Origin of the sequence: Ferribacterium limneticum, assembly GCF_020510585.1 — a bacterium.
Lineage (GTDB): Bacteria > Pseudomonadota > Gammaproteobacteria > Burkholderiales > Rhodocyclaceae > Azonexus.
This window is the reverse complement of record NZ_CP075190.1, coordinates 1,687,144-1,710,455: the sequence shown is the minus strand read 5'-3', so window position 1 is coordinate 1,710,455 and position 23,312 is coordinate 1,687,144. Positions and strand designations below refer to the sequence as shown.

The 23,312-nt window shown below is 61.9% G+C and carries 20 protein-coding genes and 1 pseudogene; 7 read left to right on the top strand and 14 right to left on the bottom strand.

Annotation, left to right across the window (positions count from 1 at the left end):
- Window positions 1-21: 21 nt before the first annotated feature.
- Both KI613_RS08330 and KI613_RS08325 read right to left on the bottom strand, forming a co-directional pair.
- The gene (locus KI613_RS08330) at window positions 22-744 is read right to left on the bottom strand and encodes an ABC transporter ATP-binding protein (RefSeq protein ID WP_226404914.1); all 723 of its coding nucleotides are present in this window, start codon (window positions 742-744) and stop codon (window positions 22-24) included.
- A gap of 13 nt (window positions 745-757) precedes the next feature.
- Window positions 758-1,525: an ABC transporter ATP-binding protein gene (locus KI613_RS08325; protein ID WP_226404912.1), complete on the bottom strand. Its 768-nt coding sequence runs from the start codon at window positions 1,523-1,525 to the stop codon at window positions 758-760.
- A gap of 372 nt (window positions 1,526-1,897) precedes the next feature.
- Here KI613_RS08325 and KI613_RS08320 point away from each other — a divergent pair, with 372 nt between their 5' ends.
- Together KI613_RS08320 and KI613_RS08315 are read left to right on the top strand one after the other, a co-directional pair.
- Window positions 1,898-2,446 carry a glutathione peroxidase gene (locus KI613_RS08320; RefSeq protein WP_226404910.1) on the top strand — a complete coding sequence of 183 codons (549 nt, stop codon included), beginning with the start codon at window positions 1,898-1,900 and terminating at the stop codon, window positions 2,444-2,446.
- A gap of 32 nt (window positions 2,447-2,478) precedes the next feature.
- Window positions 2,479-3,501 (top strand): acetylserotonin O-methyltransferase, encoded by a 1,023-nt coding sequence (locus KI613_RS08315; RefSeq protein WP_226404908.1) that lies wholly within the window; start codon window positions 2,479-2,481, stop codon window positions 3,499-3,501.
- 58 nt (window positions 3,502-3,559) lie between these two features.
- Here KI613_RS08315 and KI613_RS08310 read toward each other — a convergent pair whose 3' ends face one another.
- The gene (locus tag KI613_RS08310; RefSeq protein ID WP_226404906.1) at window positions 3,560-4,846 is read right to left on the bottom strand and encodes a Glu/Leu/Phe/Val family dehydrogenase; all 1,287 of its coding nucleotides are present in this window, start codon (window positions 4,844-4,846) and stop codon (window positions 3,560-3,562) included.
- A gap of 9 nt (window positions 4,847-4,855) precedes the next feature.
- Window positions 4,856-8,470, bottom strand: a complete 3,615-nt coding sequence (gene putA / locus KI613_RS08305) for a bifunctional proline dehydrogenase/L-glutamate gamma-semialdehyde dehydrogenase PutA (protein ID WP_226404904.1) — start codon at window positions 8,468-8,470, stop codon at window positions 4,856-4,858.
- Window positions 8,471-8,619: 149 nt separating this feature from the next.
- On the opposite strand from putA, the gene KI613_RS08300 reads away from it, so the two are divergent.
- Window positions 8,620-9,756, top strand: coding sequence for an aminotransferase class V-fold PLP-dependent enzyme (locus KI613_RS08300; RefSeq protein WP_226404902.1), 1,137 nt, complete (start codon window positions 8,620-8,622; stop codon window positions 9,754-9,756).
- A gap of 16 nt (window positions 9,757-9,772) precedes the next feature.
- On the opposite strand, the gene KI613_RS21390 is transcribed toward KI613_RS08300, so the two are convergent.
- The 3 genes and pseudogenes from KI613_RS21390 to KI613_RS08285 form a co-directional block, all read right to left on the bottom strand.
- Window positions 9,773-10,081 carry a CZB domain-containing protein gene (locus KI613_RS21390; RefSeq protein WP_404827006.1) on the bottom strand — a complete coding sequence of 103 codons (309 nt, stop codon included), beginning with the start codon at window positions 10,079-10,081 and terminating at the stop codon, window positions 9,773-9,775.
- Between the two features lie 120 nt (window positions 10,082-10,201).
- A pseudogene (locus KI613_RS21385) lies at window positions 10,202-10,624 on the bottom strand (methyl-accepting chemotaxis protein); the annotation flags it as partial.
- Window positions 10,625-11,170: 546 nt separating this feature from the next.
- The gene (locus KI613_RS08285) at window positions 11,171-11,950 is read right to left on the bottom strand and encodes a DUF1684 domain-containing protein (protein ID WP_226404901.1); all 780 of its coding nucleotides are present in this window, start codon (window positions 11,948-11,950) and stop codon (window positions 11,171-11,173) included.
- 86 nt (window positions 11,951-12,036) lie between these two features.
- Between KI613_RS08285 and KI613_RS08280 the strand changes: the two genes are divergently transcribed.
- Complete coding sequence (locus KI613_RS08280; RefSeq protein ID WP_226404899.1) at window positions 12,037-12,336, top strand: DUF2502 domain-containing protein; 300 nt, start codon at window positions 12,037-12,039, stop codon at window positions 12,334-12,336.
- 73 nt (window positions 12,337-12,409) lie between these two features.
- On the opposite strand, the gene clpB is transcribed toward KI613_RS08280, so the two are convergent.
- The gene (gene clpB, locus KI613_RS08275; RefSeq protein ID WP_226404897.1) at window positions 12,410-15,001 is read right to left on the bottom strand and encodes an ATP-dependent chaperone ClpB; all 2,592 of its coding nucleotides are present in this window, start codon (window positions 14,999-15,001) and stop codon (window positions 12,410-12,412) included.
- 189 nt (window positions 15,002-15,190) lie between these two features.
- Here clpB and KI613_RS08270 point away from each other — a divergent pair, with 189 nt between their 5' ends.
- Window positions 15,191-16,825, top strand: coding sequence for a methyl-accepting chemotaxis protein (locus KI613_RS08270; RefSeq protein ID WP_319004096.1), 1,635 nt, complete (start codon window positions 15,191-15,193; stop codon window positions 16,823-16,825).
- Window positions 16,826-16,867: 42 nt separating this feature from the next.
- Here KI613_RS08270 and KI613_RS08265 read toward each other — a convergent pair whose 3' ends face one another.
- The gene (locus tag KI613_RS08265; protein ID WP_226404895.1) at window positions 16,868-17,788 is read right to left on the bottom strand and encodes a LysR family transcriptional regulator; all 921 of its coding nucleotides are present in this window, start codon (window positions 17,786-17,788) and stop codon (window positions 16,868-16,870) included.
- 129 nt (window positions 17,789-17,917) lie between these two features.
- Here KI613_RS08265 and KI613_RS08260 point away from each other — a divergent pair, with 129 nt between their 5' ends.
- Together KI613_RS08260 and KI613_RS08255 are read left to right on the top strand one after the other, a co-directional pair.
- Window positions 17,918-18,502, top strand: coding sequence for a pyridoxamine 5'-phosphate oxidase family protein (locus KI613_RS08260; protein ID WP_226404894.1), 585 nt, complete (start codon window positions 17,918-17,920; stop codon window positions 18,500-18,502).
- 3 nt (window positions 18,503-18,505) lie between these two features.
- Entirely contained in the window at window positions 18,506-19,099 is a 594-nt protein-coding gene (locus KI613_RS08255) for a glutathione S-transferase family protein (protein ID WP_226404893.1), read from the top strand.
- A 63-nt stretch (window positions 19,100-19,162) separates the two neighbouring features.
- On the opposite strand, the gene moaE is transcribed toward KI613_RS08255, so the two are convergent.
- The 5 genes from moaE to KI613_RS08230 all read right to left on the bottom strand — a co-directional run bounded on the left by moaE (window position 19,163) and on the right by KI613_RS08230 (window position 23,284).
- Complete coding sequence (moaE, locus tag KI613_RS08250) at window positions 19,163-19,615, bottom strand: molybdopterin synthase catalytic subunit MoaE (RefSeq protein ID WP_226404892.1); 453 nt, start codon at window positions 19,613-19,615, stop codon at window positions 19,163-19,165.
- A gap of 2 nt (window positions 19,616-19,617) precedes the next feature.
- Window positions 19,618-21,192 carry a peptide chain release factor 3 gene (locus tag KI613_RS08245; RefSeq protein ID WP_226404891.1) on the bottom strand — a complete coding sequence of 525 codons (1,575 nt, stop codon included), beginning with the start codon at window positions 21,190-21,192 and terminating at the stop codon, window positions 19,618-19,620.
- Window positions 21,193-21,255: 63 nt separating this feature from the next.
- The gene (locus tag KI613_RS08240) at window positions 21,256-21,987 is read right to left on the bottom strand and encodes a DUF2189 domain-containing protein (RefSeq protein WP_226404890.1); all 732 of its coding nucleotides are present in this window, start codon (window positions 21,985-21,987) and stop codon (window positions 21,256-21,258) included.
- Between the two features lie 126 nt (window positions 21,988-22,113).
- Complete coding sequence (locus KI613_RS08235; RefSeq protein ID WP_226404889.1) at window positions 22,114-22,959, bottom strand: D-hexose-6-phosphate mutarotase; 846 nt, start codon at window positions 22,957-22,959, stop codon at window positions 22,114-22,116.
- A complete protein-coding gene (locus KI613_RS08230) occupies window positions 22,943-23,284 on the bottom strand; it encodes a DUF3301 domain-containing protein (RefSeq protein WP_226404888.1) in 342 nt (113 codons plus the stop codon). The genes KI613_RS08235 and KI613_RS08230 overlap by 17 nt, the downstream gene beginning before the upstream one ends.
- Between the last annotated feature and the right edge of the window lie 28 nt (window positions 23,285-23,312).

Sequence of the window (23,312 nt, the reverse complement as noted above, 5' to 3'; positions counted from 1 at the left end):
TTAGGGTGTGGGCAAACCCGGTTAAACACCGAGCGTGTGATGCAGCCAGTCCATCTTGCCCGGGAGCTCTTCCTGGCTGATGGTGGCAATTATTTCTCCGTGTTCGAGCACGTAATGGCGATCGGCCAGCGGTGCGGCGAAGCGGAAATTTTGTTCGACCAGAATGATGGTGAAACCGCGTGTCTTCAGTTCGGTAATCACCTCACCCAGCTTTTTGACGATGACCGGGGCGAGACCTTCGGTAATTTCGTCGAGCAATAGCAGCTTGGCCCCCGTGCGCAGGATACGGGCCATCGCCAGCATCTGCTGCTCACCGCCAGACAGCTTGCCTCCCGGGCTGTTGCGGCGCTCACTGAGATTCGGGAACATCTGGTAAAGCTCGTCGACCGACATGCCACCGCTGGAAACAATGGGCGCCAGGGTCAGGTTTTCCTCGGCACTGAGCGAGGTAAAAATGGCCCGCTCTTCCGGGCAATAGCCGACCCCGTGGTGGGCCACCTTGTGGGTCGGCTCGTGGATTACCTCGTTGCCGTTGACCATGATCGAGCCGGTCCGCCGGCCGACCAGGCCCATGATCGATTTCAGCGTGGTCGTCCGGCCGGAGCCGTTGCGGCCGAGCAGCGTGATGCACTCGCCCTTGGCGACACTGAGGTCCAGCCCATGCAGAATGTGCGATTCGCCGTAAAAGGCGTGCAGATCGGTCAGGCGGAGATATTCGGGTTTTGGTTTGAAAGCGCTGGTCATGGTTGTTTCCCGCCTAGTGATGCGCGTCGTTCATGTTGTCGGAACCGACGTAGGCTTCGAGCACCTGCGGATTTTTCGAGACCTCTTCATAAGTCCCTTCGGCCAGCACGCTGCCCCGGGTCAGCACGGTAATCCGGTCACACAGGTTGGCTACCACCGACAGATTGTGTTCGACCATCAGGATGGTGCGATTGACCGAGACCTTGCGAATCAATTCGACAACGCGGGCGATGTCCTCATGCCCCATGCCCTGCGTCGGCTCGTCGAGCAGCATCATGTCTGGCTCCAGGGCCAGCGTCGTGGCAATTTCCAGGGCCCGTTTGCGGCCATAGGGCATTTCGGCCGTCATCGTTTCGGCGAAGCTGCCGAGATCGACTGCTTCAAGCAGCGCCATTGCCTCGTCGTTGAGCTTGTTCAGGCTTTTTTCCGATTTCCAGAAATGGAATTCAGTGCCCAGCTTGCGCTGCAGGCCGATGCGCACGTTTTCCAGCACCGTCAGGTGCGGAAAAGTGGCCGAAATCTGGAAGGAACGGACAAAGCCCCGGCGTGCCGTGACCGCCGGCGCTTCGTGCGTGATGTCCTCGCCCTTGAAATGAATCGTGCCGGCGGTAGGCGGCAGGAACTTGGTGACCAGATTGAACACGGTCGTCTTGCCCGCGCCATTCGGCCCGATCAGCGCGTGGATGGTGCCGCGCTGCACCTTGAGATTGACATCGGAAACGGCGGTAAACCCCTTGAATTCCTTGGTCAGACCGCGCGTTTCCAGAATGAAATCGCTCATTGCTTCTCCTGACGGCTTTGTCGTTGCTTGCGGCCGGCTATGGATGGCGAAGCGGGCACCGGGTCTGCTTTGCGCTGATCAGTCCAGAGATTGAATGTCACCACTGTCTCACCTCCGTCTTTGGTTGCCGATACTGCAACTGATTCATCTGTCGTTAATCATGGCACGACAATATGCCGAATTGCTTGCCGGAACAAGGCTGTTTGCATAGGGGTATACCCGCACGGGGAGTGACTTTCAGCGGTTTTCAACAGCACCTCAATGGCCACCGATTTTTCAAATACCGTCGGGTATTTGGTCATCAACACGTAAAATGGCTGCCCGTTGGCTTGCCGGTTCGGACTTACTACCCCCTAAGGAAACGAGATCGCCATGAATGACTCCCTCTACGACATTCCTCTCACAAGCCTCGATGGGCGCGCGCTGACGCTGGGCGAGTTCACGGGGCAGGTCTTGCTGGTTGTGAATGTTGCCTCGAAGTGCGGGCTGACACCGCAGTACGCCGGGCTTGAAGCTTTATTCCAGCAGTATCGCGAGCGCGGCCTGCAGGTGCTGGGTTTTCCCTGCAACGATTTTGCGGCGCAGGAGCCGGGCTCAGCCGACGACATTCAGGATTTCTGCACGACGAACTACGGCGTCGATTTCCCGATGTTCGAGAAGCTCAACATCAACAGCGAACCGCGGCATCCGTTGTATTCGTCTTTGATCGCCGCCCGGCCCGAGGCGGTGTTTCCGGCCGGCAGCGATTTCCGCGAGAAACTAGCCGGTTACGGCTGTTCGCCCAAGCAGGCCAGCGATGTGCTGTGGAATTTCGAGAAATTCCTGGTCGGGCGCGATGGCCGGGTTGTGCAGCGTTTTTCGCCGGATACCACTCCGGACGATCCGACCCTGCTCGCCGCAATTGAAGCGGCGCTCGGCTGAGCCGCACCCAGCAACCAACAACAAGAAGACCGATGCCCCGCACACGCAAACCCGATGTCTGCCAGCCGACCGGCTCGGCCGAGCTCGCCATGCTCGATGTTTACATGCCGATGATGAAGTCGTCGGCGATCATTTCGGCCGGTCGCCTGGGCCTTTTCGAGGCGCTGGTCGATGGTCCGCTGACAGCGGAAGAACTCGCCGCGAAAATAGATTCGAGCCTGCGCGGCACGACGACGCTGGTCGATTTTCTGGTCGCCATCGGCTATCTGGAAAAAGACGACGACGCCTTTGCCAACACGGCGAGCACCCAGCGCTGGTTCACCAGTGCCGGCCAGGTCGATTACACGCCCGGCCTACTGTGGACGCACGAGGCCTGGTCGATGATGGGCTCCCTGGCCGAAACCGTGCGCAAGGGCGAACCCGAGCAAACGTTGTGGGACGCAATGGTCGAAAAGCCGCATCTCGGGCCGCTGTTCTCGTCCTACATGGGCGCCTTCGCGGCCGACCTCGGCCCCGATCTGCTCAAGTACGTGCCGGTGTCGCCGGCCTATCGCCGCCTGCTCGACCTCGGCGGCTCGCATGGCCTGCACTCGATCCGCTTTTGCCAGCACTATCCGCAGCTCGACGCCGTCATCGTCGACATGCCCAGCGCACTGACCGAAACCGGGCCGGAGATCGAAAAAGCCGGACTGACCGGGCGCATCCAGCTCAGCCCCGGCACCTTGCAGGAGCACGACTGGGGTAGCGACAATGATCTGGTCTTCTACCTGTCGGTCGCCCACAACCATTCGGCTGAAGAGAATCGTCTGGCCATCGAGCAGATCGGCGAGTCGATGAATCCGGGCGGTCTGCTGGTGATTCACGAATACTTGGCCGAAACCTCGCTCGACGCGCTGAACGCAGCCTTCCGCCTGACCCTGCTGCTGGAAACCGGCACCCAGACGCATCGCCATGAAGATTATTGCGCGTGGCTCACGGCGGCGGGGTTTTCAGCGATCGAACGGATCGACCTTGAGCCACGCGAAAAGGGTTCACTGATTCTGGCCCGGCGCTGACTGCAAAGCCCATTTCAATTTTGGCCATTATTTCCGGTTGACCGTAACAATGGCCAAATCAGGGATACAGCCCGCGCGTCGCCCGCGCCTCGAGCACCCGGCTGCAACCAATCACGAAGGCAGCTGAACGGAGCGGCATTTTCCGCTCTTCGGCCATCTGCCAGATGGCGTTGAAGGCTTCCGCCATGATCCGTTCGAGGCGGGCGTTGATTTCATCCTCGGTCCAGAAGAAGCTCGAGAAATCCTGCACCCACTCGAAATAGCTGACGGTGACGCCGCCGGCATTGGCCAGCACGTCAGGCACAACGACAATGCCGCGCTCGGCGAGGATGGCATCGGCTTCCGGCGTCGTCGGGCCGTTGGCGCCTTCGACGATGATGCGGGCGGCGATGTGCTCGGCGTTGAAGCGGTTGATCTGCGACTCCAGCGCGGCCGGCACGAGGAATTCGCAGGGCAGCGACCAGAAGTCGTCATTGGTTATGGTCTCGCAATCGGGCGCGCCAAGCAGCGTCTTGTTGTCGGCCAGATAGCGTTTGAGCGCCAGCACATCCAGTCCTGCCCCGTTGTACACCGTGCCGCTGACATCCTGCACGGCGACGACCCGGGCGCCGGCCTGGGCGAACATCCGGGCGCTGGCCTCGCCGACATTGCCGAAGCCCTGGACGATCACCCGCGCCCCGTCGATGGATACGCCCAACTTGCGCGCCGCTTCGCGGGCCGTGACGAAAACGCCGCGCCCGGTCGCATCCTGCCGCCCGAGCGAACCGCCGAGCGAGACCGGCTTGCCGGTCACCACACCGGTCACCGTGCGTCCCTCGCCCATCGAATAGGTGTCCATCATCCAGGCCATGACCTGGGCGTTGGTATTCATATCCGGCGCCGGGATGTCCTTGTCCGGGCCGATCATCGAGCTGATCTCGCTGGTGTAGCGCCGGGTCAGCCCTTCGAGTTCGGCCAGCGACAGCTGGCGCGGATCGACGCGAATGCCGCCCTTGGCACCGCCGAAGGGCACGTTGACCACGGCGTTCTTGATCGTCATCCAGCCGGCCAGGGCCATCACTTCCGACAGCGTGACGTCCTGATGGTAGCGCACGCCGCCCTTGCCCGGCCCGCGCGAGGTGTTGTGATGCACGCGATAACCCTCGAAGTGCGTGATCTGGCCGTTGTCGAGGCGGATCGGCACATCGACGATGAGCGAGCGCTTCGGCCGGCGCAGCGTATCGACCCAGGGCAGCAGGGACTTGTCGAGCAGCGGCGCGACCTGTTCGACCTGCTGCAGGTAGATATGCCACGGACCAATGTTTTCCTTGGAAAGATAGGAAGGTAGTTGCGGCGTGTTCAACATGGGAGTCCTTTACGCATCAAGCATCATCAAGGTGGTATTGCCGCCGGCCGCCGTCGTATTCACGGTGAGCACCCGCTCGACCAGCATACGGTACAAGGGATAGTGTCCGCCATTGTCGGCCGGCTGGTAAGTGGCGAGCAAGGGCCCCGGCTCCCGCGCCAGATGCTGCCAAGGCGGCGCCTCCGGCTCGGACAACACACCGGCCAGGCCGTGATAGTCGTCGGGCGGCCGCCATTCGATCGCCGCCGCCAGATCGTCCGGCAGGCTGCCTATGGTTTTTCGCGTTTCCGGGCCGTCGACCGCAGCAGCCCGATTGCCGGTCGCCCAAATGGCGGCCAGTTGGTGCAGCAAGGCATTCTGCTCGGCGGCCAGACAAAGCAGCGTGCCGCGTGGTGCAAAGCGCAGGGTGTTCTGCTCGCCGGTCGGTCCGGGCAGATCGATCACCGTGTTAAGCAACGTCAGTTCAGCGTAGTCGGCACACAGCGCGGCCAGCTCGTCATACCCGGAAAAACGCGCCCACTCGCTCAGGCGCACCAAGTCTGAAGGGGGCTGCGCCCCGCTCTCCCGCCGCGCGCCGATGGCGCCCGGGCGAAGCTCGCCAGCCCCGGCCAGCCGCGCCAGATAGAGCGGCCCGCCGGCCTTCGGCCCGGTGCCTGAAAGCCCCTCGCCGCCGAAGGGCTGGACGCCGACCACGGCGCCGACCATGTTGCGATTGACGTAGATATTGCCGACCCGCGCCCGCCTGACGATGCGCTGGATGGTTTCGTCGATGCGGCTATGGATGCCCAACGTCAGGCCGTAGCCGGTGGCGTTGATGGCGTCGATCAGCGTATCGAGCTGGCCGGCTTTGTAGCGCAGGACATGGACGACCGGTCCGAACACTTCGCCGGCCAGATCGGCCAGGGACTCGATCCCGATCAAGGTCGGCGGCACGTAGCTTCCCGCCACGCAGTCGGCCGGCAAGGGCGGCTGGAACACCGCCCTGCCCCGCGCCGCCATGTCGGCGATGTGAGCGAGCAGGGCGGACTGTGCGGTGCGGTCGATGACCGGGCCGATGTCGGTCGCCAGGTCGGCCGGATCGCCGATGCGCAGTTCGCCCATCGCCGCCTTCAGCAGGTGGAGCACGGTATCGGCGATCTCATCTTGCAGGCAGAGCACGCGCAGGGCCGAGCAGCGCTGGCCGGCGCTGTCGAAGCCGGAGGCCAGCACATCCTGCACAACCTGTTCGGGCAGCGCCGATGAATCGACGATCATCGCGTTCTGGCCGCCGGTTTCGGCGATCAGCCGGACCTCGTCGCGGCCGGCAATGCTCCGGTTGATCCGGCGCGCCACCTCGGCCGAACCGGTAAACACCACGCCGCGCACCCGCGCGTCGGCGGTCAGCGCGGCGCCGACGATTTCGCCGGAACCGGGCAGCAATTGCAGCGCCGCCCCCGGCACCCCGGCCCGTTGCAACAACTCCACCGCCAACCCGGCAATCAGCGGCGTCTGCGCCGCCGGCTTGGCGAGCACCGGGCTGCCGACGGCCAGCGCCGCGCTGACCTGACCGATGAAAATGGCCAGCGGAAAATTCCACGGGCTGATGCAGGCGACCGGCCCCGGGGCCTCGGAAATCATTTCAAAATTGGCCAAAAATTCCGGTTGACCGTAGTAACGACAAAAATCAACCGCCTCACGCACCTCGGCCAGCGCAGTGGGCCAGGTCTTGCCGGCTTCGCGGATAAGCAGGCTGACCAGTTGGGCACGCTGTGCCTGCAACAGATCGGCCGCCCGTTGCAGGATGGCGGCCCGCGCGGCTGGCGGGGTCTGGAACCATGCTTCCGAAAAACCGGCCGCTGCAACCAGCGCGCTTTCAACCTGGGTGCTGGTGGCCTCGATCACGCTACCGACCTGATCCTGAGCGTTGGCCGGACTGAACACCGGTTTGAGCGCAGAACCCGCCGGCGATGCCGGCCCCGGCCCGGCCAGCATCGGCCCGGCCCGCCAGACTTTCCCGGCCAGCCCCTGCAATTCATCGGCCAACCCGGCGAGCGTTGCCTCGTCGGCCAGATCGCTCCCGGCCGAATTCCTCCGCTCCGGGCCATAAAGCTCAGGCGGCAGCGGAATTTTTGGGTGCCGCGTGCAGCCATCCCGGCGCACGCTCGCCGCCGGGTCCTCCAGCAATTCATCGATCGACACCCCTGCATCGACGATCCGGTTGACGAAAGAACTGTTGGCGCCGTTTTCCAGCAGGCGGCGCACCAGATAGGGCAGCAAAGTCCGGTGCGTGCCGACCGGCGCGTAGATGCGGCAAGGCTTGCCCAACCCCGCCGAGCCAACCACCTGATCGTAGAGCGGTTCGCCCATGCCATGCAGGCACTGGAACTCGTAGTCCGCGACACCGCGCACCTCGGCCATCTTAAGCACCGTCGCCAGGGTCAGGGCGTTGTGCGTGGCGAACTGCGGATAGACCGCATCGGGCGCCGCCAGCAGGCGGCCGGCGCAGACCAGGTAGGCCAGATCGGTATGCGCCTTGCGCGTGAACACCGGGTAATCGCTCAGGCCGTCGACCTGGGCGCGCTTGATTTCGCTGTCCCAGTAGGCGCCCTTGACCAGCCGCACCATGATCCGCCGACGGTTTTGCCGGGCCACTTCGACCAGCCAGTCGATCACCGCCGGGCTGCGTTTCTGGTAAGCCTGCACAACAAAGCCGAGGCCATCCCAACCGGCCAGTTCGGGGTCGCCGGCCAGCCCGGCAAAAATATCGAGCGACAGGTCCAGACGATCGGCCTCCTCGGCATCGATATTGACGCCGATGTCGTAGTCTCGGGCCAGCCGCATCAGCCCCTGCAGCCGCGGCCCCAACTCGGCCAGCACCCGCCCCCGCTGGCTGCGGACATAGCGCGGATGCAGGGCCGACAGCTTGATCGAAATTCCCGGCCCGTCGACCACGCCGCGCCCGGCACTGGCCGTGCCGATGGCGTGGATCGCCGTTTCATAAGCGCGGCAGTAGCGTTCGGCATCGGCCGCAGTCAGGGCCGCTTCGCCGAGCATGTCGAAGGAGTGCCGGTAGCCACGCGCTTCATTGGTCCGGCTGCGGGCCAGCGCCGAAACTATCGTCTCGCCCATGACGAAATGTTCGCCAAGCAGACGCATGGCGAAGTCGATACTCTTGCGGATCAACGGCTCACCGCCCCGCGCCAGTAGCCGGGTCAGCGCATTGCCAAGGTCGCCGTGATGGTGGATGGCGACCAGCTTGCCGGTCAGCATCAGCCCCCAGGTTGCAGCATTGACGAACATCGGATGATCGCCGGCGAGGTGCGACTGCCAGTCGCCGCGGCCGATTTTGTCGCGAATCAGGCGGTCGACCGTGGCACTGTCCGGAATGCGTAGCAGCGCCTCGGCCAGGCACATCAGCGCGACGCCTTCCTGGCTGGACAAGGCGAATTCGTGCAGCAAGTGGTTGAAGCCCGCCCTTGCCGCGAAGTGCTGGCGTTCGCCGCTGACCAGTTGGCGAGCCATCTGCCGTGCCGCATCGCAGTCACCGGCCATGCTGTCGAATTCCGCGAGCAGCCGGCCGACGCATTCCGACTCGGCGCGCCGGCAATCGGCACGCAGGGCGCTGCGCAATTCGGGCAATCCCATCGTCGCTCCTCCCTTGCCGGCTGCCACTCCGGCCATCAGTCAGACAAGATCAACACGCTGACAGTTTCCCACTCCCGCCAGTCAGTTACTAGCGCGCCGTCACGGCTTGGCGGTATGCTCTCGGCCACAACGATCAACGGAGACCTCCTGTGCCCGCACTGCTGCCCCAACCCGATCCCGATGGCCTGCTCGAATATTCGGTGGTGTATACCGATCGCGCCCTTAACCACATGTCGCAACGCTTCCAGGGCGTCATGAAGGACATCTCGCGCCTGATCAAGAAGACCTACAACGCCAAGTCGGCAATCATCGTGCCGGGCAGCGGCACCTTCGGCATGGAAGCCGTGGCCCGCCAGTTCGCCACGCATCGCAAGGTGCTGGTCATCCGCAACGGCTGGTTCAGCTTCCGCTGGACGCAGATTTTCGACATGGGCAAGATTCCGGCCGAAAGCATCGTCCTCAAGGCCCGGCAGGTCGGCAGCGGAGCGCAGGCACCGTTTGCGCCGCCACCGATTGAAGAAGTCGTCGCCGCCATTCGCCAGCATCGGCCCGAAGTCGTCTTCGCGCCGCACGTCGAAACCTCATCCGGAATGATCCTGCCCGACGATTATCTGCGTGCCGTTGGCGAAGCGGTGCGGGCGGTGGATGGTTATTTCGTACTCGACTGCATCGCTTCGGGCACGGTCTGGGTCGACATGGTCGCCAACAATGTCGACATTCTGATCAGCGCCCCGCAGAAAGGCTGGAGCGCCTCACCGTGCTGCGCCATGGTCGCCCTCGGCGAACGCGCCCGCGCCCACATCGACGCGACGAGCAGCACGAGCTTCGCCTGCGATCTCAAGAAATGGCTGCAAATCATGGAAGCCTTCGAAAACGGCGGCCACGCCTACCACGCGACCATGCCGACCGACGCCCTGGCCACGCTGCGCGACGTCATGCTCGAAACCGAAGCCTACGGTCTGGAAAAAGTCTGCCAGGAACAGATCGAACTCGGCCGACGCATCCGCCAACTCATGGTCGCCAAGGGCTTCCCCAGCGTCGCTGCCGAAGGTTTCCAGGCGCCCGGTGTGGTGGTCAGCTACACCACCGACCCGGACATCCACACCGGCAAGAAATTCATCGCTGTCGGCGTCCAGAGTGCGGCCGGCGTGCCGCTGCAATGCGACGAACCGGCTGACTTCCGGACTTTCCGCATCGGCCTGTTCGGTCTGGAAAAGCTGCACAATCCGGCGCAGACGGTGGAAAACTTCGCCACCGCGCTGGCCGCAGCAACCCGGGGCGAATAACACCCCGGAGGTCTGATCAAACGCGGTTTACGTCGACAGCAACCGAGTTCGCCATGCGTTCGAGGTTGTCGATGACGCCAACGCTGCCCTGCTCCATGGCCTGTACATGCTTGAGCATGGCCGCGATGTCGTTCGCGGCCTTGGCTTGCAGGGCGGCCTTGCCGCTGCTATGCACAACGATGTGCGGGGCTTCCATTTCCCGATAACCGGGTAGCTGGCTGAACAGATTGCGCCCTTCACCATCGTAGTACCACTTGCCGAGCCGGCATCCGGTATGCGATACGACGCCGTCGGCCGGCAACGGCTCCAGACCAAACAGGGCCATGTAAATACGGAATTTGAAGACCAGGTGATCGACCTTGGCGACTTCGACAAAACTGCTCAGGGCGCTGGCCGCAATGACCTGCTCCATTTGCCTCGACATAGCCATCAGGCGGCGCATGTCTTCGGTCGACTTGCCGCCACGCTGGCTGAAATCATCGGCCGATGACGACAGAAGCTCCATCGCATCCTTGGCCATCGTCGAGTTGTGACGGATGTCGTTGACCAGGCCACCGATATCCTTGGTTGCCTTTGACGTGCGCTCGGCCAGTTTGCGCACTTCGTCGGCGACTACCGCGAAGCCGCGGCCGGATTCACCGGCCCGGGCCGCCTCGATGGCGGCATTGAGGGCGAGAAGATTGGTCTGGTCGGCAATTTCATGGATCAGCTGGACAATCGAACCGATCTTGTCGGCCTGGAGGGAGAGCGACTCGACCTCACTGGCTGTTTTCGCCGAATCCTTGGCGAGCTGGTGCAGGTTGGAAGCGATTTCCGTCGTCGCCTGACCGCTCAGCAAAGCCACTTCAGAGGCTTCGACGGCCCGCATTTTTTCATCCTGCAAAACCTTGGCCATGCCACCCAGGCTGCTTTGCGAACCGGCCAGCGTTGCCCCGAAGCTCGACAGACCGCGCAGGACATTTTTCAGCATGTCGCATTCCTGATCCTTTTCCGCGGCCGCATTCTGCTGGTCGACCAATGCCCATTTGGCCGTTTCGAGCTCCTGCATCAGGCTCTTCTCGCGCTGTTGCAAGGCTTCGTGTGCCTGTTTCACGGCAGACAATTCATTGTTTCCAAACCAGGCCATCGATCCCCCTCGATTTTGTATTGGCTCGTCGAGGCGATGCAGCCACGCTGCGTCACGCCACAATCAAACCATTTTTATCTGGTTCAGACATATCGCCCCCCGCGAGCAACACGCCATCCCCGAACGCATAGACGGCATTGGCCGCAGCGAGAACTGACGGATAAACCGCACAGTTTCAAGGCGGCCATTCTAGACACTAATTGGCCGAGTCATACGAACTATCGGCTCATCGCCGCCCAGCCGCGAAAGCGCCAGAACAACGTCATAGCGGGCGATTGCGGATTTCAGTCAGCCCGGCTTGACCCACTTTCTCTCCCCCGCCGGTACGGCAAACGGCAGCCAGTTTTCAGGAGGGGGCAGCGGACAGGTAGCGAAGGGGGTAAAGGCGCAGGGAGGGTTGTAGGCACAGTTGAAATTCAGGCGAATTTTCCCGTTGACCGCAGGATTGGCCTTGAGAAAGCGGCCGGCCCCGTAACTTTCCTTGCCACTCGTCCGGTCCCGGAAAACGAAGAAAACCTCCTTGTCGCTAACCGCCATCGGCAACAGCATCACCGTCTGCCCGGCGACTTCAAACACGGCCTGATGGCTGACCTCGACGACTTTCAGATCGCCGCTGACATTCGGCACTTCCATCGAGATCGGCGGCGACAGCGCCTGCCATTGGGCCTCGATCTGCCAAGCCGGATCGAAGTCGAAATAATCCAGCCCGGTAAATGGCTGGCTCGCTGCCCAGTTGCGGTCGCGCAAACGGATTGCAATACGGTTCTCACGGTCAACCGGAAAAAATGCCCAATTTTGAAATTCGACGACAGTCGGCTGACCGACAATATCGGTCTGCAATTCGCGCTCTTCACCCGCCAACGGCAGCCACACTACCCGCCCGTCCTGCCAGGACAGATCGCCGAGATGCGCCGGCCCGCCGGGTAACTGAACGACCGAACCATCGGCACTGCCGACACTGTTCAGGCCCGGCTCCAGCCAGAACAAACCGGCCAGCCCGAGCCAGCTGTCCGGCCCGGCCAATTCGGCATGGCGCCTGGCCTGCCAATTTTTCAGGTCATCCCACATTTTTCATTTTCTCGTTGCCCACGCTAGTGGAAATCCGTTGTAAGGTTTCAAGTGTTCCACCCATGCTTGTTGAAAGGAAATAGCGCATGAAAAAAATCATTATGGCAGCGATGATCGCTGCCGCCCCGATGCTGGCCAGTGCCGTCGATGTCAATGTCAATCTCGGCAGCGTCCGGATCGATGCGCCGGGCGTCAGCGTCACCTTCGGCTCGCGCAACGACCGTGGCTACTACTGGGACGGCTACGACTGGCGCGAACCGGCCTACTGGAGAGAGCACAACGGCCCGCGCGGCGAGAAATATTACACGGGCCGCGGCAACAAGAATGGCCACCACAAGGATGGCGGCCACTGTCCGCCGGGCCAGGCGAAGAAAGGTAATTGCTGATCAGACTCGGCAGGTACTAATGACAAAGGGCGAGACCTTCCGGTCCCGCCCTTTTTCGTGAACCGCCCTACGCTCAGCGCTTGGCGAAACGCATGATGCCGCCGGTCGCCGGATCGCAGCTGACATGGATCACATCCCTGGCGGCGAACTTGCCTTCGAGGATGGCCTTGGCCAGCGGATTCTCGATCTGCTGCTGGATTGCCCGCTTGAGCGGCCGCGCCCCGAACACCGGGTCGAAGCCGGCCTGGGCCAGTTCGGCCAGGGCGCTGTCGTCGACGACGATGCCCATGTCGAGCTGGGCCAGCCGCTTTTCCAGATAGCCGAGCTGAATCTTGGCAATGCCGGCGATGTGCTTTTCGTCGAGCGCGTGGAAGACCACGACCTCGTCGATCCGGTTGATGAATTCCGGCCGGAAGTAGTTCTTCACCTCGGCCATCACTGCCATCTTGATCACGCCGTAATCGTCGCCTGACATCTGCTGAATCATCTGGCTGCCGAGGTTGGAAGTCATCACGATCACCGTGTTCTTGAAGTCGACCGTCCGCCCCTGACCATCGGTCATCCGACCATCGTCGAGCACCTGCAGCAGGACATTGAAGACATCCGGATGCGCCTTCTCGACTTCATCGAGCAGGATCACCGAGTACGGCTTGCGACGCACTGCTTCGGTCAGGTAACCGCCCTCTTCGTAGCCGACATAGCCCGGCGGCGCGCCGATCAGGCGGGCGACCGAATGCTTCTCCATGAACTCGCTCATGTCGATGCGGATCAGGTGATCCTCGGCGTCGAACATGAACTCGGCCAGCGCCTTGCACAATTCGGTCTTGCCAACGCCCGTCGGGCCAAGGAAGAGGAATGAGCCGTACGGACGGTTCGGATCGGACAAGCCAGCGCGCGAACGACGAATCGCATCGCCAACCAGACGCACCGCTTCATCCTGCCCGACGACCCGCTTATGCAGCCGTTCTTCCATGTGCAGGAGCTTCTCGCGTTCGCCCTGCATCATCTTGCTGACCGGAATACCGGTCGCCCGGCTGACCACCTCGGCAATTTCCTCGGCGCCAACCTGCGTGCGCAGCAGAATGTTCTTCTTGCCCTCGCCTTCACCCGCCTTTTCCGCCGTCTTCAACTGGGCTTCGAGTTGCGGCAGCTTGCCGTATTGCAATTCGGCCACCTTGTCGAGCTTGCCTTCGCGCTGCAACTTGGTGACTTCGGCCTTGAGCTTGTCGATTTCTTCCTTGATATGTGCCGAACCCTGAACCTGTGCCTTTTCGGCCTTCCAGATTTCTTCCAGATCGGAATATTCCTTGGCCAGCTTGGCGATTTCCTCTTCGATCAGGCCGAAGCGCTTCTTCGAAGCTTCGTCCTTCTCGCGCTTGACCGCCTCGCGCTCGATCTTGAGCTGGATGATGCGGCGGTCAAGTTTGTCCATGACCTCCGGCTTGGAATCGATTTCCATCTTGATGCGCGCCGCCGCCTCGTCGATCAGGTCGATCGCCTTGTCGGGCAGGAAACGGTCAGTGATGTAGCGGTGCGACAACTCGGCCGCAGCGACGATGGCCGGGTCCGTGATATCAACACCGTGGTGCAGCTCGTACTTTTCCTGCAGGCCGCGCAGGATGGCGATGGTCGATTCGACGCTCGGCTCATCGACCAGCACTTTCTGGAAGCGACGCTCCAGCGCCGCATCCTTCTCGATGTACTTGCGGTATTCGTTGAGCGTCGTCGCCCCGATGCAGTGCAGTTCGCCGCGGGCCAGCGCCGGCTTCAGCATGTTGCCGGCGTCGATGGCGCCTTCGGCCTTGCCGGCGCCAACCATGGTGTGCAGTTCGTCGATGAACAGGATGATCTGCCCGGCTTCCTGCGAAACCTCCTTGAGCACGGACTTCAGCCGTTCCTCGAACTCGCCGCGATACTTGGCACCGGCCAGCAGGCCGGCCATGTCGAGGACCAGCACCTTCTTGCCCTTGAGGGTTTCCGGCACTTCACCGTTGATGATGCGCTGGGCCAGGCCTTCGACGATGGCCGTCTTGCCGACGCCCGGCTCGCCGATCAGCACCGGATTGTTCTTGGTCCGCCGTTGCAAAATCTGGATGGCGCGACGGATTTCATCATCGCGGCCAATCACCGGGTCAAGCTTGCCCTGCGCCGCGCGTTCGGTCAGGTCGATGCAGTATTTCTTGAGTGATTCGCGCTGGCCCTCGGCCTCCTGCGAATCGACGCCCTGCCCGCCGCGCACGGCCATGATCGCGGCCTCCAGCGCCTTGCGGGTCAGGCCGTGCTGCTTGGCCAGACGACCGGTTTCGTTCTTGTCCTCGCACACGGCGAGCAAAAACATTTCGCTGGCGATGAACTGGTCACCACGCTTCTGGGCTTCCTTGTCGGTCAGGTTGAGCAGATTGCCCAGGTCGCGACCGATGGAAACGTCGCCACCATGGCCCTCAACCTTGGGCAAGCGGGTCAGTGCCTGTTCCAGATCCTTGCGCAAACCCGCCACATTGGCCCCGGCCCGGCCGAGCAGCGACGTCGTGCCTCCGTCATCCTGATTGAGCAGGGCGAGCAGCAGGTGCTGCGGCTCGATGAACTGCTGGTCACCACCAATGGCCAGACTTTGGGCATCGGACAAGGCTTGCTGGAATTTGGTCGTGAATTTGTCGAGGCGCATCTAAGTTCTCCCGGTACGGAATTTCTAATACCGGGCAGATGAGGACTATCTCGAAAATTTCAACCCACAGGCCTCGGGGTATTTCTGCCGCACCAATGTCAAAAATTCGTTTTGCATACAAAATTGGTGCTAGGCTTGTAATTGCTACATTTGAAACATTAGCCATATTAGAAACTAAAGGGGAGCAAAATGGCCAATCAGGGAATGACCCTACGCGGCAAGCTGCTTGCCATGACTGCCATAACGGTCATCGCACTTGCCGTCCTGTTCTCGGCACTACTGATCAACGGCAAGAGCCAGATGCTGGAGGATCGTGAAGCCAAGGTGCGCAACTTGGTTGAATCGACGCACGGCATCCTGAGTTACTACGAAAAAGCAGCGCGCGACGGGCAAATGTCAGGCGAGGATGCCAAGAAATTCGCCGCCGCGGCTATCCGCACCCTGCGCTACGACAAAGTCGAATATTTCTGGATCAACGACCTGCAGGACATCATGGTCATGCATCCGATCAAGCCCGAACTCGAGGGAAAGAAACTGGATCAGATCAAGGACAAGAACGGCAAGCTGCTCTTCGTCGAATTCAATAACACGGTCAAGACCAAAGGCTCGGGCTTTGTCGATTACCTCTGGCCGAAACCGGGTTCGGAAGAAGGCGTCCCGAAAATTTCCTTCGTCATGGGTTTCGAGCCCTGGGGCTGGGTACTCGGTTCGGGCATCTACCTGGATGACGTCGATACCAAGTTCCGCAGCGATGCCATCAAGCTTCTGCTCTGGGGTCTGGGCATAGCCGGTTTCATCGGCATTTCGCTGTTCCTGCTCTCCAACAACATCATCAAGACGCTGGGCGGCGACCCGGCGATCGCCTCGGCGATCACCAAGCGCATCGCGGCCGGGGATCTGACAACGCCGGTCGATTGCCGCCCGGACGACAAGGACAGCCTGCTCGCCAACATCCGCACCATGCAGGAAACCCTGCGCACCATGATCACCAGCATTGTCAGCAACGCCGAACAGGTGGCCAGTTCCGCCACCCAGCTGCTCAGCGCCTCCGAACAGGTGGCCGAACGGGCCAGCCAGCAGAGCGATGCTGCCTCGTCGATGGCCGCGTCGGTCGAGGAGATGGCAGTCAGCATCGATCAGGTCAAGGAAAACGCCAGCGAAGCGCACAGCATTTCGCAAACAGCCGGTGAAATTTCCGAAGATGGCGCCGCCGTCATCCACAACGCCGCCAGCGAAATGCGCAAGATTTCAGAAGCGGTTCAGGCATCGTCGGAAATCATTGAAGACCTCGGGCACCAGTCCGACCAGATCACTTCCATCGTCAACACCATCAAGGAAATTGCCGACCAGACCAACCTGCTGGCGCTCAATGCCGCCATCGAGGCCGCCCGCGCCGGCGAACAGGGTCGCGGCTTTGCCGTGGTCGCTGACGAAGTGCGCAAGCTGGCCGAGCGCACCGCAAATTCGACCAAGGAAATCGGCGAAATGGTCGCCAAGATCCAGAATGGCACACGCAGCGCGGTGAGCAGCATGCAGGAAGGCGTCCGCCAGGTCGGCAACGGTGTCGAACTGGCCAATCAGGCCGGTGACTCGATCAACCGGATTCGTGATGGCGCCCTGCGCGTGACCGTCGTGGTCAACGGCATTTCCGATTCGATTTCGGAACAGAGCGTGGCCGGTAACGAAATCGCCCAAAAGCTCGAAGTCATCGCTCAGATGTCCGAGGAGAGTGCCATCGCTGTTCGCCACACGGCCGATGCGGCACGCCAGATGCAGGCGCTGTCCAACTCACTGCGGCAGACGGTGGCACAATTCAAGACCTGATCAGAAGGAAATATCTTTCCGGGGAGCCAAGGCTCCCCGTTTTTATTTCTGCCAGCGCGCCGCGGCGCTGTCGCTCGCATCGCGGGCTTCGATCAGTTTTTCCCGGAGCTGCGGGGCGGCCCGGTCAATAAAGGCGCGAACCCGGGACGATAAAAGACGGGCGTGGGGATAGGCGAAATTGACCGGCACTGGTGGCAGCTCGTAGGCGCTCAGCAAGCGAACCAGCTTGCCGGCCGCCAGTTGCTCGCGTACCTGGTAGGCAAGAAATCGCCCGCAACCAAGCCCTTTCAGGCAGGCGTCGATGGCGAAATCGATGTGATTGGTGCTCAGGTTCTCGGGCATTGTCACCCGTAGCGGGCGCCCGTTTTCCTGAAACGACCAGTCCGGTTCAAGACTCGATCCGGTAATTCGGATCGCCCGGTGCTTTTGCAATTCGGCCGGATTTTCCGGTTGACCGTGGCGGGCCAGGTATTCCGGGCTGGCACAGACAACCCGGCCGGTCGTACCGAGCGGCACGGCGACCAGCGAAGATTCAGGCAGCGTACCGATGCGCACTGCGAGGTCGATGCCTTCATGAATCAGATCGACGACGCGATCGAGCAGCAACAACTCGATGCGCAACTCGGGATACGCGGCAAGAAAATCGGTGACTGCCGGACCGACATGCAGGCGCCCGAACATCACCGGCGCGGTGATGACCAGCCGTCCGGCCGGCTTGACCTGACGGGCGAGCAGGGCCGCTTCAGCCTCCTCGATATCCTGCAGCAGATGCCGGCAACGCTCGAAATATTCGCGCCCCTCGTCGGTCAAGGCCATGCGTCGGGTCGTGCGATTGAGCAGGCGAACCCCGAGCGCCCGTTCGAGTCCCGACAGGCTGCGCACCACCGAGGTCGGCGAAGTTCCCAGGCGATCGGCGGCGGCCGTCAGACTGCCGGCCTCGACGATGCGCACGAAGGTGGTCATGGCATGCAATTTATCCATTGGGCGAGATTAAACCGTTATTTGCATAAGTATTCTAACTATAAGTCTATTTATTGCGATTGCTGCATAGCCGATGATGACCGCTGTCCCGCATCAAAAAGGAAACCTGCCGTGTCCCGCCACTTTGCCACCATCGCCTACACGCCCAGCGTCCGGGCCAGCCAGCGCCTCCATGGCGGACGCGACCTGGGTGAAGGACTGGAAGAGATCAGCGAAACACCGGTCGTCGAACTCGGCCCGCGCGAGTGTGAATTCATTTCCGCTCGCGACAGTTTTTACCTGGCCACCGTCAGCGAAAGCGGCTGGCCGCATGTCCAGCATCGCGGCGGACAGGCAGGGTTTCTCCAGGTACTCGATCCAACCACGCTGGCCTTTGCCGATTTATCCGGCAACCGCCAGTACGTCAGTGTCGGCAACCTGACCAAGAATGACCGCGCAGCGCTGATCCTGATGGATTACCCGAACCGGCGCCGCCTGAAAATATTGGGTCACGTCGAGATGGTCGAGCTTGCTACGGTCAACCCGAAATTATTGGCAAAAATGAAATTTCCCGAGAGCAACGTCGAGCGCATCATGCTCATCCGGATCGCCGCTTTCGACTGGAACTGCTCCCGCCACATCACTCCGCGTTTTACCGAAAGCGAGTGGCAAAGCCGCTGTTCGCCACTCACAACAATGTCCATCACCAAGGAGTAAGACATGAAACTGTACGATCTTGAACCCTCTGGTAACTGCTACAAGGTTCGGCTGTTTGCCGCACTGACGAACATTCCACTGGACATCGTTCCAGTCGATTTCATGGGCGGCGAACACAAGCGCGCGCCCCTCATCGACCTCAACCCGCTGGGCGAGCTGCCCATCCTCGACGATGCCCCGGTGGTGCTGCGCGACTCGCAGGCCATCCTTGTTTACCTGGCCAGCAAATATGCCGACGAAAGCTGGCTGCCGCGCGACCCTGCCGGCATGGGCGAGGTCATGCAATGGCTGTCGACCTCTGCCAACGAAATCCAGAATGGCCCAGGCGCCGCCCGACTGGTCGACAAATTCGGCTACGCCATCGACAAGGCCGATGCCGTGAAGCGCGCCGACAACATCCTGCCGGTCATCGAAGCGCATCTCGCCAAACACCAATGGCTGGCGCTCGATCGGCCAACCATTGCCGACTGCGCGGTGATGCCTTACGTTGCGCTGGCGCCCGAAGGCGGCATCTCGCTCCAGTCTTACCCGCACATCGGCGCATGGATAGCACGCATCAAGGCCCTGCCGGGCTTCATCCCGATGTCGGGTATTTAGAGTCAGTCGAAAACAGTCGCCCCGGCCGTAGCGAACAAGCGTCGCTGCGGCACGGTCAAAGCGCTATTTCTGCCAGCGCGCTGCCGCACTGTCATCGGCATCGCGGGCATCGACCCAGCGGGCGCCTTCCGGCGTCGCTTCGCGCTTCCAGAACGGAGCGCGGGTCTTCAGGTAATCCATGATGAATTCGCAGGCGGCGAAGGCTTCGCCACGGTGGGCGCTGGTCACGGCGACGAGCACGATCTGGTCGCAAGGCTTGAGCGGGCCGACGCGGTGGATGACCAGCGCGTCGTAGATATCCCAGCGGCCCTTGGCCTCGGCGACGATTGCCTCGAGTGCCTTTTCGGTCATGCCGGGATAGTGTTCCAGCGTCATTTCCGCAACGCTGGCCCCATCGTTCATGTCGCGGACCAGCCCGAGAAAGCTGGCCAATGCGCCAACCCGGGGGTCAGCCGCCCGCAGCGCCAGCAACTCGGCGCCAAGGTCGAAATCGGCTTCCTGCACCCGGACGGTCATGCTCAGATTACCTCGCGTGCTTCCATGAAACGCAGCTTGGGATACTTCTCTTTGACCATGTTGAGATAAACATTGTTCGGCGCCAGATAGACCGGATCGTCGGCCCCGTCGAGCGCGACGTTGGCGCTGTAGCGGTCGGAAATCTGCCGTAGTTCGTCGGCATCGCCGTGAATCCAGCGCGCCGTCGCGCAGTTGTAGGACTCGAAAATGACCTGCACGCCGTATTCGTGCTCCAGACGGCTGGCCACGACGTCGAACTGCAGCGTACCGACCGCACCGAGGATCAGATCGGTGCCGGAGAGCGGCCGGAACAACTGGGTCGCCCCCTCTTCCGCCAACTGCTGCAAGCCCTTTTGCAGCTGCTTGATCTTCAGCGGGTTGGCGATGCGGGCCAGACGGAAGTGTTCCGGCGCGAAGGACGGAATGCCAGTAAAGCGCAGCTCTTCGCCCTCGGTGAATGTCTCGCCGAGACGGATGGTGCCGTGGTTCGGGATGCCGATGATGTCGCCGGGATAGGCTTCGTCGGTCGTGCTGCGGTCGCGGGCCATGAAGGTGATGGCGTTATTGACCGAAAGGAACTTGCCGGCGCCGCCCTGCTTGACCTTCATGCCGCGTTCAAAGCGGCCGGAACAGACGCGCAAGAAGGCGATGCGGTCACGGTGCTTGGGGTCCATGTTGGCCTGGATCTTGAACACGAAGCCGGAGAATTTCGGCTCATTCGGCGCCACTTCGCGCGTCGTGGACGGCCGGGCAATCGGTGGCGGCGACAGATCGACAACGGCATCGAGCAGACTTTGCACGCCGAAGTTGTTGACCGCCGAACCGAAGAAAACCGGCGACTGCTTGCCGCTCAGATAGGCTTCGGCATCGAAAGCGTGCGACGCGCCGCGGACCAGTTCGATGTCCATGCGCAGTTCGTCGGCCTGCGAGCCGATCAGCTCGTCAAGGCGCGGATTGTCGAGACCCTGGATGATCTCGGCCGTGCCCTTCTCGGCTTGCGGATCGAAGAAGGCGATGGCGTCGTCGTAGAGGTGATAGACGCCGCGGAAACGCTTGCCCATGCCGATCGGCCAGGTCATCGGGGCGCACTGGATGCCGAGCACCGACTCGATTTCGTCGAGCAGGTCGATCGGCTCCTTGCCCTCGCGGTCGAGCTTGTTGATGAAGGTCAGGATCGGCGTGTCGCGCATGCGGCAGACGTTGAGCAGCTTGATCGTCTGTGCTTCGACGCCGTTCACCGAATCGATGACCATGACGGCGGAGTCGACGGCCGTCAGCGTGCGGTAGGTATCTTCTGAGAAATCCTCGTGGCCCGGCGTGTCGAGCAGATTGACCATGCACTCGCGGTAGGGGAACTGCATGACCGACGAAGTCACCGAAATACCGCGCTGCTTCTCCAGCTCCATCCAGTCCGAGGTCGCATGGCGCGACGCCTTGCGGGCCCGCACTTCGCCGGCCACCTGAATGGCGCCGCCGAACCACAGCAGCTTTTCGGTCAGCGTCGTTTTACCGGCGTCGGGGTGGGAAATGATGGCAAAGGTACGCCGGCGGGCAATTTCAGTATCGAGGGGAGTCACGGCAGGGCTTGGAAATGCGGAAAGTCGGCCATTATACCCGCGCCGCCCGGCAAGCACCGGTGCTTACGAGACAGGCAGCACCTGCCGGTACACGGCCCGACTGGCGTAGGCCATCCACGGCAGGGTCAGCGGCAACAGCGGCAAAAGCAGAACGCTGCCAATTGTTACGGTCGACAGGAAAAAAGCCCAAAAAATGGAAGGCAGGAAATTGGCGAATACGACGCGCACGCTGAGCACCACGGCCTCGACCAGCCCGGCCCGGCGCTCGCAGAGCAGCGGTATGGAAAAGGCTGCGACGCAATAGAGCAGCAGCGCGACAAACAGACCGGAAACTCCGGCCCAGCGCACAAAAGACAGCACGTTGGCGTTGGCCGGCAGCAGCATGTCGAGCCAGACCGGGGTCGCCCCAACCATGTAGGCGTAGAGAATCGCCGCGTCGGTGACGAAGATCATGAAGAGCAGCGCGCAGACCAGCGCCAGCGCCCACAATGCCCGGGACGCCCGGGCGAAGCCGCTGACGATACTGGCCGGCCCGACTGGCTCACCGGCTTCGAGCGCTCCGGCGATGCCGAAAAAACCGGCAAGACTGATCGGGCCAACCAGCATGAAGGCTCCCGCTGCCGCGATGATGAATGGCGTCCAGCCCTGAGCCAGCAGGCCACCCATGATCGCCAGGCCGCCAAGCGTGAAAATGAGGGCGTAGCCGATGCTGATGCCGCGCGTTGCATTGGCTACGCGCCAACCGTCAGCCAGAGCGCGTTGCAGGCCGCCAACGGTTAGAGGGGAAAGGGTCATTGCTCGTCCGGTCGAAAAACAGCCACCCCGGCGGGATGGCTGCGCTATTGACCGAGACTACCGAAAAGCCGCCCTACCCTGCCCTAATGCAAATCAAATTTGCCGGGCGGGATTGAAACCCAGCGATCAGACGACAACCAGCGTCTGCCGCCCGTACCACTCCTCGCCGGCCGGCAAGGTAATTGGCCGAGTGGCTGCCGCCTCGACGCACAGCATGTGGCGCCAGCCGTTGGCCGGCATGTCCTTGAGCTCGGCACAGCGGTCGACAAAGGGGTTCCAGACGACAACATCAGGAAAACCCTGATTCTGCATGGCCAGGGTTTGTTTACCGCTATGCAGCAGTTGCGGCCGCTTGGCGTTGAAATAGACGCGGTCGACTTCGCGGTCGACGGTCAATTCGGGACGGGATTCAAGCGCACTGCGGTCGCCGTCGAGCGAATCGCAGTACTCCAGCCCTTTCACCCCTTCCAGCACCGCTTCCTCGACCTGGGCGACACGCAGATAGGTGTGCAGCGCCCCGGTAAAGGAAAGCGGCGCGCCGCCGGTATTGGTGACGCCCAGTTCGACATCGATGCGATCGGCTTCGAGCATCAGCGTCAGTTCGGCATGAAAGGCGTGCGGCCAGAGGGCCAGCGTGGATTCGTCGCTGGTGATTTCCAGCGTCACCAGCGCAAAATCGTCGCCCGTCCGCTCGGAGCTGACCGACCATTCGCGGGTGCGGACGAAGCCGTGCTTGGGCAGATCACCGCGTTCGGCAAATTGCGGAAAACAGACGGGAACGCCGCCGCGAATTGCTACGCTGCCGTCGAAAATGGCCTTGTCGGACAAAAACAGGCGTTCCTTGCCATCCGGCGGCACCCAAGACAAAACCTGCGCCCCCAGTTTGCTGATGACGGCCGTGGCGCCGCGCGGGCCATTCAGGCGCAGGGCCTCGATGCCGTGGAAGTCGATGGTTTCAATGGAGGGTTTCATGGGTATTCGGAATCACGTAAAGGTGGGGACGGACATGCAGGAATTCGACATCGTGGCCAAGCAGCGTGACGCTGCCGGAACGCCGGTCGTTCCCGGTATCGCTGTATTCGAAGGAATAGACGCGGCGCAGCCTGAGCCGCCCGGCGTCGTCGCGGGCCAGGCGCACCGAGGTGCCGACAACGGTTTCATCGAGAAACTGCAGACCGTCGTCCTGACAGGCAGTACGGGCCGCATTGACGCCGATTTCACGCGTTTTCAGGCTATCCAGCCAGAACCAGACGCCAACGGCAGTCAGGGCAAGAAACAACACTTCGCTCAAATTCATCGCCCAAGTATACGTAATGTGGAAATAC